The 16,364-nt window shown below is 71.6% G+C and carries 16 protein-coding genes and 1 pseudogene; 11 read left to right on the top strand and 6 right to left on the bottom strand.

Annotated elements, in window-relative coordinates; genetic code table 11:
• Positions 1 to 22: 22 nt before the first annotated feature.
• The 4 genes from mqnE (at position 23) to E6R62_RS29580 (ending at position 4,117) form a co-directional block, all read left to right on the top strand.
• Positions 23 to 1,186: an aminofutalosine synthase MqnE gene (gene mqnE / locus E6R62_RS29595; RefSeq protein WP_136216557.1), complete on the top strand. Its 1,164-nt coding sequence runs from the start codon at positions 23 to 25 to the stop codon at positions 1,184 to 1,186.
• 116 nt (positions 1,187 to 1,302) lie between these two features.
• Positions 1,303 to 1,827 carry a GNAT family N-acetyltransferase gene (locus tag E6R62_RS29590; protein WP_136216556.1) on the top strand — a complete coding sequence of 175 codons (525 nt, stop codon included), beginning with the start codon at positions 1,303 to 1,305 and terminating at the stop codon, positions 1,825 to 1,827.
• Positions 1,828 to 1,938: 111 nt separating this feature from the next.
• Positions 1,939 to 2,283: a DUF4229 domain-containing protein gene (locus E6R62_RS29585; protein WP_306432480.1), complete on the top strand. Its 345-nt coding sequence runs from the start codon at positions 1,939 to 1,941 to the stop codon at positions 2,281 to 2,283.
• Between the two features lie 496 nt (positions 2,284 to 2,779).
• Complete coding sequence (locus tag E6R62_RS29580; RefSeq protein ID WP_136216555.1) at positions 2,780 to 4,117, top strand: dicarboxylate/amino acid:cation symporter; 1,338 nt, start codon at positions 2,780 to 2,782, stop codon at positions 4,115 to 4,117.
• A gap of 90 nt (positions 4,118 to 4,207) precedes the next feature.
• Here the strand turns inward: E6R62_RS29580 and E6R62_RS29575 are convergent, their stop codons facing one another.
• Together E6R62_RS29575 and E6R62_RS29570 are read right to left on the bottom strand one after the other, a co-directional pair.
• Positions 4,208 to 4,573, bottom strand: a complete 366-nt coding sequence (locus tag E6R62_RS29575) for a hypothetical protein (RefSeq protein WP_240801982.1) — start codon at positions 4,571 to 4,573, stop codon at positions 4,208 to 4,210.
• The gene (locus tag E6R62_RS29570; RefSeq protein ID WP_136216605.1) at positions 4,566 to 4,979 is read right to left on the bottom strand and encodes a MerR family transcriptional regulator; all 414 of its coding nucleotides are present in this window, start codon (positions 4,977 to 4,979) and stop codon (positions 4,566 to 4,568) included. The genes E6R62_RS29575 and E6R62_RS29570 overlap by 8 nt, the downstream gene beginning before the upstream one ends.
• 139 nt (positions 4,980 to 5,118) lie before the next feature.
• Here E6R62_RS29570 and E6R62_RS29565 point away from each other — a divergent pair, with 139 nt between their 5' ends.
• The 5 genes from E6R62_RS29565 to E6R62_RS29545 all read left to right on the top strand — a co-directional run bounded on the left by E6R62_RS29565 (position 5,119) and on the right by E6R62_RS29545 (position 10,292).
• Complete coding sequence (locus tag E6R62_RS29565; RefSeq protein ID WP_136216554.1) at positions 5,119 to 5,793, top strand: class II aldolase/adducin family protein; 675 nt, start codon at positions 5,119 to 5,121, stop codon at positions 5,791 to 5,793.
• Entirely contained in the window at positions 5,790 to 6,230 is a 441-nt protein-coding gene (locus E6R62_RS29560) for a carboxymuconolactone decarboxylase family protein (protein ID WP_136216553.1), read from the top strand. The genes E6R62_RS29565 and E6R62_RS29560 overlap by 4 nt, the downstream gene beginning before the upstream one ends.
• A 303-nt stretch (positions 6,231 to 6,533) precedes the next feature.
• Positions 6,534 to 7,460, top strand: a complete 927-nt coding sequence (locus tag E6R62_RS29555; RefSeq protein ID WP_136216552.1) for a helix-turn-helix domain-containing protein — start codon at positions 6,534 to 6,536, stop codon at positions 7,458 to 7,460.
• A gap of 202 nt (positions 7,461 to 7,662) precedes the next feature.
• The gene (locus E6R62_RS29550) at positions 7,663 to 8,106 is read left to right on the top strand and encodes a hypothetical protein (RefSeq protein ID WP_136216551.1); all 444 of its coding nucleotides are present in this window, start codon (positions 7,663 to 7,665) and stop codon (positions 8,104 to 8,106) included.
• A 311-nt stretch (positions 8,107 to 8,417) separates the two neighbouring features.
• A complete protein-coding gene (locus E6R62_RS29545) occupies positions 8,418 to 10,292 on the top strand; it encodes a long-chain fatty acid--CoA ligase (RefSeq protein ID WP_136216550.1) in 1,875 nt (624 codons plus the stop codon).
• Positions 10,293 to 10,344: 52 nt separating this feature from the next.
• Here E6R62_RS29545 and E6R62_RS29540 read toward each other — a convergent pair whose 3' ends face one another.
• Positions 10,345 to 11,547, bottom strand: a complete 1,203-nt coding sequence (locus E6R62_RS29540) for a PLP-dependent aminotransferase family protein (RefSeq protein WP_136216549.1) — start codon at positions 11,545 to 11,547, stop codon at positions 10,345 to 10,347.
• Between the two features lie 143 nt (positions 11,548 to 11,690).
• Here E6R62_RS29540 and E6R62_RS29535 point away from each other — a divergent pair, with 143 nt between their 5' ends.
• Positions 11,691 to 12,587, top strand: coding sequence for a hypothetical protein (locus E6R62_RS29535; RefSeq protein WP_136216548.1), 897 nt, complete (start codon positions 11,691 to 11,693; stop codon positions 12,585 to 12,587).
• A 146-nt stretch (positions 12,588 to 12,733) separates the two neighbouring features.
• On the opposite strand, the gene E6R62_RS29530 is transcribed toward E6R62_RS29535, so the two are convergent.
• The 3 genes from E6R62_RS29530 to E6R62_RS29520 form a co-directional block, all read right to left on the bottom strand.
• Positions 12,734 to 12,946 carry a DUF397 domain-containing protein gene (locus E6R62_RS29530; RefSeq protein WP_136216547.1) on the bottom strand — a complete coding sequence of 71 codons (213 nt, stop codon included), beginning with the start codon at positions 12,944 to 12,946 and terminating at the stop codon, positions 12,734 to 12,736.
• A gap of 214 nt (positions 12,947 to 13,160) precedes the next feature.
• Positions 13,161 to 14,045, bottom strand: a complete 885-nt coding sequence (locus tag E6R62_RS29525) for a helix-turn-helix transcriptional regulator (RefSeq protein ID WP_136216546.1) — start codon at positions 14,043 to 14,045, stop codon at positions 13,161 to 13,163.
• 349 nt (positions 14,046 to 14,394) lie between these two features.
• A complete protein-coding gene (locus E6R62_RS29520; RefSeq protein WP_136216545.1) occupies positions 14,395 to 15,156 on the bottom strand; it encodes a GPP34 family phosphoprotein in 762 nt (253 codons plus the stop codon).
• Positions 15,157 to 15,342: 186 nt separating this feature from the next.
• Between E6R62_RS29520 and E6R62_RS29515 the strand changes: the two are divergent.
• Positions 15,343 to 16,364 (top strand): annotated as a pseudogene (locus E6R62_RS29515) (hypothetical protein); the annotation flags it as partial.

Raw genomic sequence — 16,364 nt, 5'->3', positions numbered from 1 at the left:
ACAGACAGAGGAGAGGACCGGCATGGACGCTGGGCTCAAGCGTGAGCTGGAGGAGAAGGTCCGTTCCGGCGAGCGGCTGACCCGTGAGGACGGCATCGCCCTCTACGAGTCCGACGACCTGGCCTGGCTCGGCGGCCTCGCCCACGAGGTGCGCACGCGCAAGAACGGTGACGTCGTCCACTTCAACGTCAACCGCCACCTCAACATGACCAACGTGTGCACCGCGTCCTGCGCGTACTGCTCGTTCCAGCGCAAGCCGGGCGAGAAGGACGCGTACACGATGCGCATCGAGGAGGCCGTCCGCCTGGCCAAGGCCATGGAGAACGAGAACCTCACCGAGCTGCACATCGTCAACGGTCTGCACCCGACCCTGCCGTGGCGCTACTACCCGCGCTCGCTCTCCGCGCTCAAGGAGGCGCTGCCGAACGTCTCGCTGAAGGCGTTCACGGCCACGGAGATCCACCACTTCGAGACGATCTCCGGCATGTCGGCCTCCGACATCCTGGACGAGCTGATCGAGGCCGGCCTGGAGTCGCTGACCGGCGGCGGCGCCGAGATCTTCGACTGGGAGGTCCGTCAGCACATCGTGGACCACCGCACCCACTGGGAAGACTGGTCGCGCATCCACCGCCTGGCGCACTCGAAGGGCCTCAAGACCCCCTCGACCATGCTCTACGGGCACATCGAGGAGCCGCGCCACCGGGTGGACCACGTGCTGCGGCTGCGTGAGCTCCAGGACGAGACCGGCGGCTTCCAGGTCTTCATCCCGCTGCGCTACCAGCACGACTTCGTGGACATGCAGGACGGCAAGGTCCGCAACAAGCTCCAGGCGCGCACGACGATGGCGACCGGGGCCGAGGCGCTCAAGACCTTCGCGGTCTCCCGGCTCCTGTTCGACAACGTGCCGCACGTGAAGGTCTTCTGGGTGATGCACGGGGTGCAGACCGCCCAGTTGGCGCTCCAGCACGGCGCGGACGACATGGACGGCTCGGTCGTCGAGTACAAGATCACGCACGACGCCGACAACTACGGCACCCCGAACAAGCTGGGCCGCGACGACCTCCTGGAGCTCATCCGGGAAGCCGGTTTCCGCCCGGTCGAGCGCAACACGCGCTACGAGATCATCCGCGAGTACCCCGGCCCGGACGCGGACCTGCGCGAGTCGCCGCAGGCGATGCGCGTCTGACGCGCCGCGCGCCGTACGACGGAGGCGAGCCCCGGTCCTGGCGGACCGGGGCTCGCGCCGTTCCGGGAGCGGCAAAACCGTTGCCGAGGCGCCTAAGTAATAGATATTCTTTGGTTGTGACCCTTACCTTTGCTCTCGACCCCGTGGTCGACCCGGCCCTGCGCGACGGACTCCTCGACCTCTGGACGGAGGTCAGCAACGCGGGTGGCGCGGTCGGCTTCGTCCCGCCCGTCACCGCCGAGGACGTGCGGCCCGCGCTGGTCAAGCACCTCGTGGCGATGGTGGAGGGAAGCCACCGTCTGATCGTGGGCCACGACGGGGCGGGCCGGGTCGGCGCCGCCGCCGTCCTCGCCCTCAACCCACACCGGCTCATGCGCCACTGGGTCACGGCCTACACCGTGATGGTCGCCCCCGACCTCCAGGGCCGGGGCGCCGGCCGCGCCCTGATGGCGGCCGTCGCCGACGCCGCCCGCACCCTGGACGGCATCGAGGCCGTCCGCCTGAGCTGCCGTGGCGGCCTCGGCCTGGAGCACTTCTACGCCTCCTGCGGCTACAAGGAGGTCGGCCGCGTCCCCGACGCCATTCGCGTCGGTCCCGGCGACGACCGCGACGACATCACGATGCTGCTCCCGCTGCACTGAGGGCCTGGGGTATGGCGGCACGGCGGCACGGCGGTACAGGGTGCGGGGGCGCGGGGCCGGCGACCCCGGCGGACCGGAGGTCGGCCGCGGCGTGCTTCACTGGATGGGCACGTGCCGCCGTACGAAGACGAGAGAGAAGGGGTCACCGTGTCCCTCAAGCCGAGCGCGACGATCCGCTACACCGCGATGCGCCTGGGCATCTTCGTCGGGTGCCTGGTGCTCGTCGCCGTATTCGTCCGGCTGGGCTGGGTGCCCTCCGGCCTGGGCGACGCGAACTTCGCCTGGATCGTGCTCCTCGCCCTCGTCCTCTCCGCGCCGCTGTCCTTCGTGCTCCTGCGCAAGCAGCGCGACGAGATGTCGCTGCAGATCTCCGGACGCGTCGCGGGTGCGAAGCAGAAGCTCGCCGAGAACCGGGGCCAGGAGGACGCGGCGGACGACGCCGCCCGCGTTGCCTAGCGCGCCGGCCGGGCCCGACCCGGTTAGCTTCATCACACACCCACACGCTTCCGCGAACGCTCCAGCAACGGGAACACCACCCGTACCGCTGGGGCGTTCGCGCGTTCCGGCGCGGGGAGAGCCGTGACCTTGGCTCAAAGGGCGCCTTTGAGATTCTCAAAGGAGAAGTGTTAGCGTGTTCAACATGTTGACCACAGTTGCGCACCAGATGACCGCGAGCGTTCCGCTCGTGGCGCGCCTGCACGTCGACCTCTGCCGCCGCGTGTCCGCGGCCTGTTGCTGTTGTCGTTGACGCCGTCGCGGTAGACGTCGTCACGGTCGGCGTCCCGTCGACCCGACCGACCAGCAGCGGCCCGGCCGGCCCGGCACTTTCCGGGTGCTGCCGCACCGTGTCCCCACCGCGTTGTCACCACCGCCGCAGGAACCTTTCGTCCGTCCCTGCGCGCCCCGTCCCCCACGACTTCACGCGTCTTCCGTTACGCGTCACCCCCGGAGAGTGTCCGTGTCCGCCACCCCCCAGGCCCCGGCCCCCGCCGCCAAGGCCTCGTTCAAGTTCCCGTTCTGGGCCCAGATCGTCACCGGTCTCGCGCTCGGCGTGCTGTTCGGCTGGCTCGCCAAGAGCCAGGACATCAGCTGGCTGGGCACCACCCTGGAGCAGATCGGCGACATCTTCATCCAGCTGCTCAAGCTGGCCGTCGCCCCCCTCGTGTTCTTCGCGATCCTGGTGTCCATCACCAACCTGCGGAAGGTGAACAACGCCGCGCGCCTCGCCTCGCGCACCCTGCTCTGGTTCATGATCACCTCGCTGATCGCAGTCGGCATCGGCCTCGCCATCGGCCTGCTGACCAACCCGGGTGCCGGCACCGGCCTCACCCCGCAGGACGGCAAGCTGCCCAAGCACCACGGCTCGTGGCTCGACTTCCTGACCGGCATCGTGCCGAAGGACATCGTCACGCCGTTCACCGAGCTGAACGTCCTGCAGATCGTCTTCCTGGCCGCCGTCGCCGGTATCGCCGCCCTCAAGCTCGGCACCAAGGCGCAGCCGGTCCTCACCCTCGCCGAGTCCGTCCTGGAGCTGCTCCAGAAGGCCCTGTGGTGGGTCATCCGCCTCGCGCCGATCGGCACCGTCGGCCTCATCGGCACCGCGATCGCCACGTACGGCTGGGACCTGATCGGCAAGTACGCCACCTTCACCGCGGACGTCTACATCGGCTCCGCGCTGGTGATGTTCGGCGTGTACCCGCTGCTCCTCGCGACGGTCGCCAAGGTCAACCCGCTCCAGTTCTTCAAGGGCGCCTGGCCGGCCATCCAGCTGGCCTTCGTCTCCCGCTCCTCGGTCGGCACCATGCCGGTCACCCAGAAGGTCACCGAACGCCTCGGCGTCCCGAGGGAGTACGCCTCCTTCGCCGTCCCGTTCGGCGCCACGACCAAGATGGACGGCTGCGCCGCGATCTACCCGGCGCTCGCGGCGATCTTCATCGCGCAGATCTTCGACGTCCAGTTGGGTATCAAGGAGTACGTGCTCATCGCGTTCGTGTCTGTGGTCGGCTCCGCCGCCACGGCGGGTCTGACGGGCGCCACGGTCATGCTCACGCTGACCCTGTCCACGCTCGGCCTGCCGCTGGAGGGCGTGGGCCTGCTGATGGCGATCGACCCGATCCTGGACATGATGCGCACCGCGACCAACGTGGCCGGCCAGGCCGTCGTCCCGGTCATCGTCTCGGCGCGTGAGGGAATCCTGGACAAGAGGGCCTACGCGGCCGCCTCGTCCTCCCCGCTCGACGACGTGACGCCGGAGGACCCGGCCCGCACCCCGGTGGCCGTTGCCGCCTGACGCCCCGTACGCACGCACCGCGGCCCCCGCCCCCCTCCGGGCGGGGGCCGCGGTGTTCGCTCTGGCGGCCGGGAACGCGGCCCGTGCGGCTCAGGCGGTGAGCGCCCGGACGTAGGCGACGAGGCCGAGCGCGAGGGGCACGAGGTACCACCACCGGCTCAGGGTGCGGCGGTACACCGGGAGGAGCGAGAGCAGCAGCCCGAGCAGGCTGACGCACAGCGCCGCGACGGCGCACGCCTCGATGTCGGCGCGGGTGTGGTCGTCGTGGGGCCCGTCGGGCCGCATGAGCAGGGCGATCCGGCAGCAGTACGCCGCCGCCAGGTAGACGAGCCCGAGCGGCACCCCGAGCACCCACCGCAGGCACCCCTGATCCTCCGGCAGGTCGACGCCCTCGCGCCGCGCCGCCCGGCTCGGCGGGCCGTCGTCGCCGCTCTCGCCGCGGACGCCGTCACCCACGGTCGGGTTCCGGGACTGCGGCGCGGCCGGGGGCGGAGGTCTCCCAGGCGGCCATCTGCTCGCGGAACTTGGGGCAGCCGACGATGTCCTCCTCGCCGCACTGCACGGCGTGGACCAGGAGCTGATGGGCGTGGTCGAGGTCGATCATCCGCTGCTCGACCTCGGCGATCTTGGCCTGGATCATCGCCTGCCTGCGCGGCCGGTCCTCCTGCAACTCGCCGATCTCCGCCAGGGTCAACCCCGCCTGCTGGCACTTGCGCAGGACCACGATCCGCTGCGCGGCCTCCGGCGGGTAGCGCCGCTGCCCGCTCCGGCGCTCGGGCGCCGGGAGCAGGCCGTGGCGTTCCCAGTACCGGATGGCCGACGCCGGCACTCCGGTGATCTCCGAGAGCTGTCCGATGGTCATGCGCACGCAGCCGCTCCTCCCGTTCCCGCCCGGTCCGGCCGTCGGCCGCTTGACTTGAACCTGAGTTTAAGTTGAAGAGTGGGGTGCGCGGGCACGGCGGCGATCGAGAGCCGTCGGCAGCGGACTACGGAGGTGCCGGATGGCAACCACACGGGTGGCGAAGGAACGGGCGCACGAGCGGGCGGAGCTGGTCGCGGCGGCGGAGGCGCTCTTCACGGCAGGGGTGATGTCCCACTCGGGGCACGCCAACCTCAGCGCCCGGCTCGACGCGGACAGCTTCCTGCTGACGCCGGGGTTCGTCCGCGGGCTCCGGCCGGAGGACCTGGCGGCCGTCAGCCTCGACGGGCGAGTCCTGGAAGGGGAGCTGCGCTCCGTCAGCGCCGAGATCATCGCCATGCACAGCGCCGTCTACCGGGCGCGCCCGCACGTGGGCGCCGTCATCCACACCCACTCGCCCTCCGCGACGGCCTTCGCCGTCGCCCACCGGCCGCTGCCGTGCCGGACCGAGCCGATGCTGCGCTTCGGGCAGCCCGAGGAGGTCCCGGTGGTGCCCTGGGGGCCGCGTGGGTCCGACGTATCCGTGCGCGGCATCGTCGACGTCCTGGAACGGCGCCCCGCGACCTCGGCGGCCCTGCTGGCCAACCACGGCCTCATAGTGTTCGGTCCGGACTCGGCGGCGACCGCCCACCTGGTGGTGGCCATCGAGGAGAGCGCCGAGGCGGAGATCGCGGCGGCGGCGATCGGCGGGGCCGTGGACTTCCCGGAGGGCGCCCTGGCCGCCGTGCGCGCCTCGATCGCCCGGGTCGCGTCATGACCGCCGACGCGACGGCCGACGCGACGGCCGACGATACGACGGCGGCCGACGACGCCCTCGCCCGGCGCGCCGAAGCGGTGCGCGCCCGCTACCGCTCCACCCTCGGAGGTGTTCCGGGCGGTGTGCGGGACCGGCTGCGCCTGGCGCGGGACTTCGACCGGCTGCCAACCGAGGAGGCACTCGCGGCGCTGCGGCACATCGTGTTGACCGAAAACCCGCTCGGCGCGCGCGTGCAGCAACTCGTCCACTTCGGCCAGCTCCTGTCCCTGGGCCGGGAACACCCCGCGCGCATCCACGCCCAAGGCGCCCTCCACGCCGGCGCCACCGTCGCCGAGCTCATCGGAGTCGCCGAAACCGCCCTCATCACCTCGGGCGTCCCGGCGTACGCCCTGGGTACGGAGATCGTCGTCGATCTGTTGGCGGCCACCGCGCCCTGACGCCCGCGTGTCGGCGCGGCCGGTCGGGGTGGTCGGGGTGGTCGGGGTGGTTCACCGGGTCGTCGTGGAGCGGGACCCGGTGGCGTTGGTCCCTGTACCACCAAGGACGAAGAGGGTGAACGACCCCCTACCAACCCTCCCGGCCTCCCATCGCTCGGATGGGTGAACTGTGCCAACTGGGCTGGATTTGATGTGGGTTGGCCGGCATATGCTCGGCCCCGACAACCGCAGACATGAGACGGCCCCCGCCGGGACTGGCATCCCGGGCGAGGGCCTGACCAATCAGGAAGTGAACGCTTCCCAATGGCCTACACGCAGTCTAGTGCGCCCTCCCGTGCCCCATCCCGGGTCGCGCCCGGGAATCACCGGTCCGGCGTCATTCACGTCAAGTCCCGTCACCGCAACCGCTTCACGGTCGTCGGCAACCACCTCGCCCAGCACGCGGGACTGTCCGCCACGGCCATCGGCGTCGCCGTGTACATCCAGTCGCTGCGGGACGGCGCACCCGTCGGCATCAAGGTGCTGGCCGCGCACTTCCCCGAGGGGGAGATCCGACTGGCCGCCGCCCTGCGGGAGTTGGAGCAGTGCGGGTACGTCGAGCGGCGGACCGTACGGCTCGACGGCGGGCGCATGGTCACCCGGACGTACTACTACGAACAGCCGGGCGCCGACCCGGACGAGGCCACGCCACCCCGCCAGGGGCGCGTGCGACCCGTCCCCGTGACGCGACGCGAACCGGAGCCCGACCCCAAGCCCGCCCCGGGGCCCGTGGTCGAGCCCGTATGGGAACCCGACGTGCCGGACCCGGAGGCCGAAGAGCCCGTGCCGGAGGCGGAGGAGCAGGGCCTGGAGGCCGCCGACCCGCTCCACCCGGCCGCCATCGACCTGTTGGCAGGCCTGCGCGCACTCGATCCTCGAGTGCTCCTGTCCGAACGGGACATCCTGCGTCTCGCGCCCGGCACCTCCACCTGGTTGGAGCGCGGGGTCGCCCCCGACGCCATCGCGCGGAAGCTGACCGTCGACCTCCCGGACCACATCCGGCACCCGGCGTCCGTGCTGGCCTACCGGCTCACGGCGTTTCTCCCACCGCCCGTCCCCGCCGTCCCGCCCGAGGAGTCGAACCGCGCCCGCCCCGACCCGTTGCAGACCTGTGACGGCTGCGAACGCGCCTTCCGTGCCCGAGAACCGGGCCGTTGCCGCGACTGCCGGGTCACCGCCGCCGCCGCGTAGGGCGAAGCGGCCTCCGGCCGACAGGGGGCGGCGGGGCATGGTGGGAAGGGCGGACGTCTTCCGGAGGCCGATCGGGAAGCGCGCGCGGAGCGCGACCGCTCCCGTACACCGCGGCGACGACGTCGGCGCCGGTCTGTGCGCCCGCCGGCCGTGTCGGCCCCGTGGCTCCATCACTCTCCCCCACCCCAGGCGAGGAAAGACGATGAACCAACGCACCCGCATCACGCTGTTCACCCCCCTCATGGCCTGCTCGATCGCCCTCGGGACGGCCGCCACGGGATGGGCCGCCACCCCGGCGGTCACATCCGCGGCGCCCGCGGCTCCCGCCGCGGCCCAGTGCTTCGTCGAGGCGAAAGCCGGTGACGCGACGAAATCGATCGTCACCGGCGAGGGCTTCGACAAGGCCAAGGGCAAGGTCTTCCTCGACCAGACCGACGGCGCGGGCGGGGGCACCGCAACCGTGGGCGACGACGACAAGTTCACCTCCGGACGTGCCGGCCGGCAAGTACAAGGCCTTCCAGAACGGCGGTGCCAACACCGACTGCCTGGGCGGCGCGGCGGCCCAGGACGCGGTCAACCAGAAGCTGATCAATTCCGAGCGGCAGCGCCTTTCGAAGCGGCGCTCAAGCGGTACTGCACCGACTAGCGGGGAGCTCGGACGCGGACCCGGTGTTCGACACCACCGGGTCCGCGTCGGTCTGCGCCGTCCGCCCGCCCGTGGCCCCGGTGGTGGGGTGAGGCATCGGTGAGACGTCGTGCGGATCGGCCGCGGCGAAGCGGGCACACCGCATCGTTGTACCGGCCGTACCCGACCGTGACCTGCGTGCGACCTGCGTGCGCGCCCGGTGGAGGAGTCGTGTTCGCGGTGGTCAGGGCCTGGTAAGGGGCTGGCCGGCGGCTATTACTCGTGCGTAGATTACCGGCGGTAACTCCGGAGTCGAGCCGAGGAGAACGCCCGTGCATGCCGAGCCGAAGCAGGCCGCGCCCGAACCGGCCGCGCCGAGACCGGTCGAGCCCGTCAAAACAGTGATCGACGGGGTGGTGCGACAGGTCGCGGTGCCCGCGCTCGTGGGACCGCCCGTGCGCGGATCGCTCGGGGACATCCCGTTCGACAACGCGGCCCGGGCGCCCGGCGAGGCCGTCCTCGCACGCAAGGAGCCCGACGGCACCTGGCGTGACGTGAGCGCCGCCGAGTTCGCCGCCCAGGTGCTGGCCGTCGCCAGGGGGTTGATCGCCGAGGGCCTGCGGGCGGGGGACCGGCTCGCCATCATGGCGCGCACCACCTACGAATGGACCCTGCTGGACTTCGCGGGCTGGGCGGCCGGACTGGTGACGGTGCCGATCTACCCGACCTCCTCGGCAGCCCAGGCCCGGTGGATCATCCACGACTCGGGGGCGGTGGCCTGCGCCGTCGAGGACACCACGCAGGCGCGCATCATCAGCGCCGAACGGGTGAACCTGCCCGGCCTGGCCCACCTCTGGGAGTTCGACACGGGGGCCGTGGCCCGGCTCGTCAAGGCCGGGGAGCGCATCCCGGAGGCGCTGGTGCACGAGCGCAGGCGGGTCCGTACGCCACAGGACGTCGCGACGCTCGTCTACACGTCCGGGACCACCGGACAGCCGAAGGGGTGCGTGCTGACGCACGCGAACTTCTTCGCGGAGGTGGACAACGCGGTGGAGCTGCTGTACCCCGTGTTCCGCGCCACCGGCGACGAGCCCGCCTCCACCCTGCTGTTCCTCCCGCTGTCGCACATCTTCGGACGGATGGTCGCCGTGGGATGCATGCGGGCGCGGGTGAGACTGGGCCACGCGCCGAGCATCCGCACGGAGGACCTGCTGGCGGACCTGGCCGGGTTCAGACCGACGTTCCTGCTGGCCATCCCGTACGTCCTGGAGAAGGTCTACAACACCGCGCGGGCGACGGCGGAACAGATGGGCCGGGCGGCGTCCTTCGACCGGGCGGCGAGGATCGCCCGGAAGTACGGGGAGAGCGGCGGGTCAGGGTGGGGGCTGCGGGCGGCGCGGGCCCTGTACGACCCGCTCGTGTACCGCCGCATCAGGGCGGCGTTGGGCGGACGCGTGCGGTACGTCCTGAGCGGTGGATCGCCGCTGGGGGCGAGGCTGTCGGCCTTCTACACCGGCGCCGGCGTGGAGGTCTTCGAGGGCTACGGCCTGACGGAGACGACGGCGGCCGCGACCGTGACGCCCCCGCTGAAGCCGCGGCTGGGCACGGTCGGGTGGCCGCTGCCGGGAACGGCCGTACGCATCGCGGACGACGGGGAGGTGCTGCTGCACGGGCCGCACGTCTTCGCGGGCTACTGGAACGGCGGGGCGGCGGAGCCGGGCGGCTGGTTCGCGACCGGCGACATCGGGGAGCTGGACGCGGACGGGTACCTGACGATCACCGGCCGCAAAAAGGACATGATCATCACCTCCGGCGGCAAGAACGTCGCCCCGGCGGTCCTGGAGGACGCCCTGCGGGCGCACCCCCTCGTGGCCCAGTGCCTGGTGGTCGGCGACAACCGGCCGTACGTCGCCGCGCTGATCACCCTGGACGGGGAGGGGCTCGCGCACTGGAGGCAGATGCGCAAGAAGGTCGGGGTGCCGGTCGGGGAACTGCTGTGGGACGAGGAACTGCGGGCCGACGTGCAAAGGGGCGTGGACGAGGCGAACGCCTTGGTCTCGCGGGCGGAGTCGATCCGCCGGTTCGTCCTGCTCGCGGGGGAGTTCACGCAGGAGCGGGGACAGATGACGCCGTCGTTGAAGTTGAGGCGGGGGGTCATCGTGCGGCAGTACGCCTCGGAGATCGACGCGCTCTACCGGGGGCGCTGACCTGTCCGGCGCCCCCGACGGCGGGGCGGGCGGTGCGGAGCCGGGAGGGGGGCTAACGCAGGGCGCGGCCCAGTCGGCGCAGGCCCTCGGTGATCTCGGACGGGGTGTGCGTGACGAAGGACAGCCGCAGGGTGCGGTGGTCCGGGGTGCCGGTGTAGAAGGGCGCCCCGGGGACGTAGGCGACGTCGTGCGCGACGGCGGACGTGAGGCGGGCAGTCGCGTCGTACCCGGCCGGCAGCCGGACCCAGGCGAACATGCCGCCCTCCGGCCGGTTCCACCGCGAGCCCGGCGGGAGCGCCTCGGACAGGCCGGCCAACAGCGCGTCCCGGCGGACGCGGTAGGCCTCGCGGACCGTGGCGACGTGGGCGTCGAGGTCCACCGAGGCCAGGTAGCGGGCCGCGGCCAACTGGTTCACCGTCGAGGTGTGCAGGTCGGCCGCCTGCTTGGCGACCACCGCCGCCCGCAGCAGGGCCGCCGGGGCGCGGAGCCAGCCCAAGCGCAGGCCGGGCGCCATGACCTTGGAGAAGCTGCCGAGCAGCGCGGTGCGGTCCTCGGCCCCGGGGTGCGCGGCGAGCCACGGCTCGTGGGACCCCTCGTAGCGGAGTTCCCCGTACGGGTCGTCCTCCACCAGCCACAGTCCGAGCCGCCCGGCGATCTCCGCGACGGCCGCGCGGCGGGCTCCGGGGAGGGTGCGGCCGGTCGGGTTCTGGAAGGTGGGGATCGTGTACAGCAACTTGGGCCGCTCGCGCCGGACGATCTCCTCCAGGGCGTCCGGGAGGATGCCGTCCTCGTCACAGGGGACGGGCACGACCCGGGCGCCGGCCAGGCCGAAGCCCTGGAGCGCCGCCAGGTAGGTCGGGTTCTCCACCAGGACCACGTCGCCCGGGTCGAGAAGGGCGCCGGCGAGCAGGGAGAGCGCCTGCTGGGAACCGGTGGTGACGCACACCTGGTCGGCGGTGGTCTCCAGGCCGCGGGCGGTGGCGCGCGCGGCGATCGCGGCGCGGAGCTCCGGCACGCCCTCGGTGGTCGAGTACTGCAGGGCCCGCGCGGCGGAGGCGGGGTCGCCGAGGGTCGCGTCGAAGGCCGCGCGCAGGCCGGCGGTGTCGAAGAGCCCGGGGGCCGGGTAGCCGCCGGCGAAGGAGACCACCTCGGGGCGGTCGGTGAGGGAGAGGATGTCGCGGATGGGCGAACCCCCCACCGAGGCGGTCCTGGCGGCGAAGGCCGGCAGCGGCAGGGCGGTGAGGGGACCGGGCACGGTGGCTCCTTCGGGAGGCGGGTCCGCGCAGCCTAACCACGAAAGGTGCACAGAGCACCTACCTGTCCGCCAGGTGAACAGGGCCCGTGTGTACCGACGTCCGCCCCCTCCCCAACTGACGCTGCATCAGATAAACCGGTCCCATGACGACAGACGAGACATCGACATCGACATCGACATCGATCTCGACGCGGCGGCCGGGCGGCGAGGACGACACCCGGGCCGAGGACTACGCGGCGCTCGCCGCCGTGGGACCGTACGGCGTCCGCCCCGGCCACGCGCTGATCACCATGGTCGAACCGCACCCGGGCCACGAGTTCGCGTACAACCGTTGGTACGAGGACGACCACTACTACGCCGGCGCCATGGCCATGCCCTGGATGTACGCGGGACGCCGCTGGGTGGCCACCAGGGACCTCCAGGAGCTGCGCTATCCGGAGAAGTCGGCCGTCGCCCGGCCCGTCACGGCCGGCTGCTACCTGTCGACGTACTGGGTGACCGAAGGCCGCTACGACGAGCACATGAAGTGGACCGTCGGGATCAACAAGCGGCTGAACCGCGACGGTCGCGTCTACCAGGACCGTACGCACGTCTTCACCGCGTTCCAGGACCACGCGGCCACCGTCTACCGCGACGGCGCCGCCGGACCGCGGGACTTCCACGCCCTCGACCACCCGTACGCCGGGCTGGTCCTCCAGGTCATCGACGCCGACGGCCCCGAGGAGCGGGCGCGACTGCTGGAGTGGCTGCGCGCGCGGGCCCTCCCGAAGCGGCTGGCAGGCGGGCCCGCGGCGATCGTGACGGTCTTCCGGCCGACGCCTTTGCCGGGTGACCGGATGACGTACGTCAAACAGGTCGAGGGCGTCGGCACCCGGTTGACGCTGCTGTGGTTCCTGGAGGCCGATCCCCGAAGCTGCTGGCACCGGTTCGAGGGGCTGGACGCCGAGGTCGCGGAGGCGGGCTTGGGGCGGGTGGAGCTGGTGGCGCCGTTCATCCCGACGGTGCCGGGGACGGACCGTTACGTGGACCGGCTGCGCTGAGGACGGCGCGGGTCCGCGATGGCATCGGGGCGTCCCGCCGCGGGCACGGCCGAGCCCCCTCGGCCAGGACGGCGACCGGTCGAGAGGGCTTCAATCTGCGGCCGTCATCGTGGTGCGGACGGTCGGGGCGGACGTCGTAGGCACGCTCAGACGAGGCGTCCCAGCCGTCCCTCGGTGACATCGGTGACGAAGGAGTTCCAGGACCCGGGCGCGAAGGTGAGGGACGGACCGTCCTGCACCTTCGAGTCGCGGACCGCGATGGCGTCCATGACGGGGGACTTGACTTCGACGCAGGCGCCGTTTCCGCCGGAGTAGGAGGACTTGGTCCAGTTTTCCGTAGCGCCCTGACGAATAGCCATGTTTTTCTCCGGTTCAGCGAGTAGTTCCGGGTCTCGCCAGCCATTACTCCGGCTGACGTGATCGACGCTACCCGCCCCGCCCGATGGCTGAAGTGGGCATTCACTCGACCGGGTGGCATATTCCATTCAGGCCTTCTGCGGCCGGGGAGTGACGGTGTACCGTACCGGCCCCTTCTGCCCCTGCCCGCCCGTTGCGTGCCCGCTGCCTCCCCTTTTACTTCCCCTTGCCCGCATAGTGCTCGATGATCTCGGCGATGAACTGACGCGTCTGGTCGACATTGAGCGCCTGGGCGCGCAGGTGCTCGTACATCACGCTGTACTTCTGAACGTCGTTGGCCTTCTCCAGGTACAAATCGCTCGTCACGCCCTCGATGTAGACCACGGTCGAGTCGGAGGCGTCCGGGAATTCCAGGATGGCGTACTGCCCGTTGACGCCCGGATGGGCGCCCATCGAGAACGGCATCACCTGCACGGTGATGTAAGGCTGTTCCGATTGCTCTATCAGGTATTCGAGCTGCCGGATCATCAACTGCGCGTCGCCCACGTGCCGGCGCAGCGCCGCCTCGTCGATCACCGCCCACAGGCGCAGCGGCCCGACCTCCGGGTTGTTGTTGTCGGTCTCGGAGAGCCGCTTCTGGCGGTGCATGCGGACCTGGACGCGCTTGTCCACGTCGGCCGGCGCGGTCTCCGGGAGCGCGCCGCGGATCAGAGCCTGGGCGTACTCGGGGGTCTGGAGCAGGCCGGGGACCATCTGGGGCTCGTACGTGCGCAGACTGGCCGCGTCCGTCTCCAGGCCGATGTAGACGCTGTACGGGATGTCGCCGAAGGCGTGCCACCAGCCCTGCTGGCGCGAGTCCTTGGCCATCTGCATGAGGGAGTCGACGAGCCGGCGGTCCTCGACCTCGTACACGTCGCACAGGTCGCGGACGTCGCGCTGGCTGATGGAGCGACGGCCGTTCTCCAGCCGGCTGATCTTGGACTGGGAAACGAGCAGCCGCTCGGCGACCTGCTCGGCCGTCATGCCCTTGTCCTCGCGCAACTTGCGCAACTCCATGCCCAGTCGGCGGCGTCGGACGGTGGGATTGACATTGGACGCCACGTGGACGGCACCTCCGCCTTCTTCTGGATCTGTCTCTCTGCGTGTCTGATGTTCAGCAGACTGCCACCGAAGGGTGCGGCGGCGCTGGGGAACGGACCGAAAGACAGACGCGCGGGGCCGGCGGGACCGGTATCCGGCCCCGCCGCCCCGCGCCCCGGCGGCTCCCGAAACCGGGCCTTTGGGGGGACGACCGGTTGCGGCAGTGGCGCTGTGACGCTGTTGTGCGTGGTGCGTGCGTGGCGGCCCGCTGGTTGGTCAAGGGGTGTGGCGGGCTGCGGTGCGGGTGCTGTCTGTGGTGCGGGTGGTGCCTGTGCCTTACTGCGTTCAGTGCGTGCCGTGCGTGCCGTGCTCAGTGCGCGGCCACCCGGGCCATCGCACCCGTACGGCGTGGCTGCATCGGTACGCCGCCGGCCCGGGCGGTGGGTGCCGCCGAGGTCGAGGCCGAAGCCGACGCGGTGGCCGGGGCGCGGTCGCGCCTCGGCTGTGCCGCCACCCCGTTCTGGACGTCCATGACGGCGTGCGCCACGAGACCGCCCATGGGGTCGTGCCGGATCAGGTCCCGCAACCGGGACCTGGACGACCGCCCCTCGTTGCCGGGGTACAGGTGCTTGCCGAGTCCGACCGCGTGGGCCAGTGCGGCGAGCGCCGCGGTCCGCGGGTCCGGCGGTACGCCGGTGCGGATCGCACTGTCGAGCCGGGCACGGATCTCCCGGCTGATCGCCGTGTCCGTCGCCTGGTAGCGAGTCGTCGGCAGCACCCCGCACATCTGTCCCGCGACGGCATGCACCATGCCGCAACGCTCCAGGTGAGCGAGGTAAATCTGACGGAGCCCCAGCCGGGGTCCGCCGATCCAGTGAACGGCCCGGACCGGGCTGCCGCGCCTGCGCAGCAGTTCCAGTGCGGAGTCCAGAGTCGGATCTCCTGTCGGCCGTGGCATCACCACGGCGATACGATCCCCGTCAGGGGCTATCCGTCCTGCCAGAGCCAGCTCTACTAGCTGTGCCCCGGCCAGGCCGAGGTCGAGCGACTGCGGCTGCGCCGTGGTTCCCGTGGTCGGGTCCAAGGCGAGCAGCAGAAGCTCCTCCGGAATTGTTCTGCGGCTCCTGCCCATCCATGCCTCCCCGCGTGGATGAGTGACAGGGTGACGCCTCTCACATTCATCTGTCGAGAGCGCCTGGACGCTTTGTGGGGGAACCGGCAGCTATGTCGTTCTCGTCTAGCGGGTGGGCGATGCCCCCGAGACGGGACACTGTTAGACGGTTCGGACAGCGGCCGGACGGCGAACGAGGAGGAACTGGTGGCGGGCGAGTCCCCCGACAAGTCGGTTGATGAAGGTGCGTCGGGAACGGCGGAGTCCGCCGCGCCGTCCGCGGAGCGGGACCCGAGGCTGTCGGTCCTGCGGCCGCGCGACGCGGGGTCCGGGGACCGGGACGCGTTGAAGGAAGCGGTGGCGGCGTGGGTCGCCACGAGCTCCTCCGACGGTTCGACGGACTCGGACTCGGGCTCGGACTCGGACTCGGACTCGGGTTCGCGTTCCGCCGCGTCCGGGGCTCCGGGCGACCGGGAGCCGGCGGCCGCCGCTGATGCGAAGTCGGGTTCCGCTTCGGCGCAGGACGAGCCGGAACGTGCTTCGGGTGCGGACGGCCGGGATTCGGCCAAGGTGTCCCGCCCGGCGGAGTCGGGGAAGACGGCGTTCGGTGTGTCGAAGCCGGCCTCCGCTTCCGATGCGGCTGCTGACGCCGCTTCGGGTGCGGCTTCGCGTGGCGACGGGGCGGACTCGGTGGATCGTCGGTCGGCCGAGTCGGAGGGTGAGGAGTCGAAGGTCGAGGAGTCGAAGGGCGCCGCTTCCGCGAAGCCTTCGGCCCCCGCCGACCGGCGGACGACCGCCTTCGGAGTCGTGAAGCCGGGTTCCGCTTCGGCCGCCGGCGACCGGGATTCGGCCAAGACGCCGCCCAAGGAGTCGCGTACCGCCACCCCGACCCCGGGCGCCGACAGCGAGCGCACGGCCGTCTTCCGCGCGGTCAAGCAGGGCACCGCCGCGCCGGAGAAGAAGTCGGCCGAGGAGTCGCGTACCGCCGCGCCGGAGAAGAAGCCCTCCGGGGACCCCCGTACCGCCCCGGGCAAGCCGGCGGCGGCCGATCCCGGTGCCGACAGCGAGCGCACGGCCGTCTTCCGCGCGGTCAAGCAGGACTCCGCCGCGCCGGAGAAGAAGTCGGCCGAGGAGTCGCGTACCGCCGCGCCGGAGAAGAAGCCCTCCGGGGACCCCCGTACCGCCCCGGGCAAGCCGGCGGCGGCCGATCCCGGTGCCGACAGCGAGCG

Origin of the sequence: Streptomyces sp. A1136, from assembly GCF_004795055.1 — a bacterium.
Taxonomy (GTDB): domain Bacteria; phylum Actinomycetota; class Actinomycetes; order Streptomycetales; family Streptomycetaceae; genus Streptomyces.
This window is presented reverse-complemented; position numbering and strand designations above follow the sequence as displayed.